This is a genomic window from Streptomyces millisiae, from assembly GCF_031845425.1.
Taxonomy (GTDB): domain Bacteria; phylum Actinomycetota; class Actinomycetes; order Streptomycetales; family Streptomycetaceae; genus Streptomyces; species Streptomyces millisiae.
This window is the reverse complement of record NZ_JAVREM010000282.1, coordinates 1-459: the sequence shown is the minus strand read 5'-3', so window position 1 is coordinate 459 and position 459 is coordinate 1. Positions and strand designations below refer to the sequence as shown.

The following is a 459-nucleotide window of genomic DNA, read 5'->3' as shown; positions in this document are numbered from 1 at the left end:
GCGCGCACCTCACGTTGGGCCCGGGCGCGTCCGCGTTCACCATCGGGGTGGAAGAACATCGACGAATCGACACCACGGCAAAGTCCTTGCATTTGCCAATCCCAGATATCCGCATTGGGTCCGGGAAGCTGCTGCGGCTGCGGCATATGGAAAACCCCTCTCTGCTCGCCCATTTCGCCAACGCGGGCGGGTTTGAGTCGGTGGAACCGAACTGAGCTCATGTCGCCGATGACCGCTCGTGCACACAAACTAGGGGGACTGAATAAAGCGCGTCAATAGCCCGCCGGTGTGCTAAAGGGCATAACTGCAGGTCGAGAATTTACATCACGTTCATCGTTGTGAAGCCTTGACTGAGACATGAGTGTTAAGGATCTGGCCTGGGTCCTCGGGTTTCCCCTGTTCGGGCTCATCGGGGCGTCGCACGCAATTCCGGGCAGGCGATAGTTAGTTGACATGCCA

The 459-nt window shown here is 58.4% G+C and carries 1 protein-coding gene; it reads right to left on the bottom strand.

The window, feature by feature from the left end; all coding sequences use genetic code 11:
- The coding region (locus RNC47_RS36685; protein WP_394814962.1) for a WhiB family transcriptional regulator at positions 1–146 on the bottom strand (146 nt) is incomplete at its 3' end.
- Positions 147–459 lie beyond the last annotated feature (313 nt).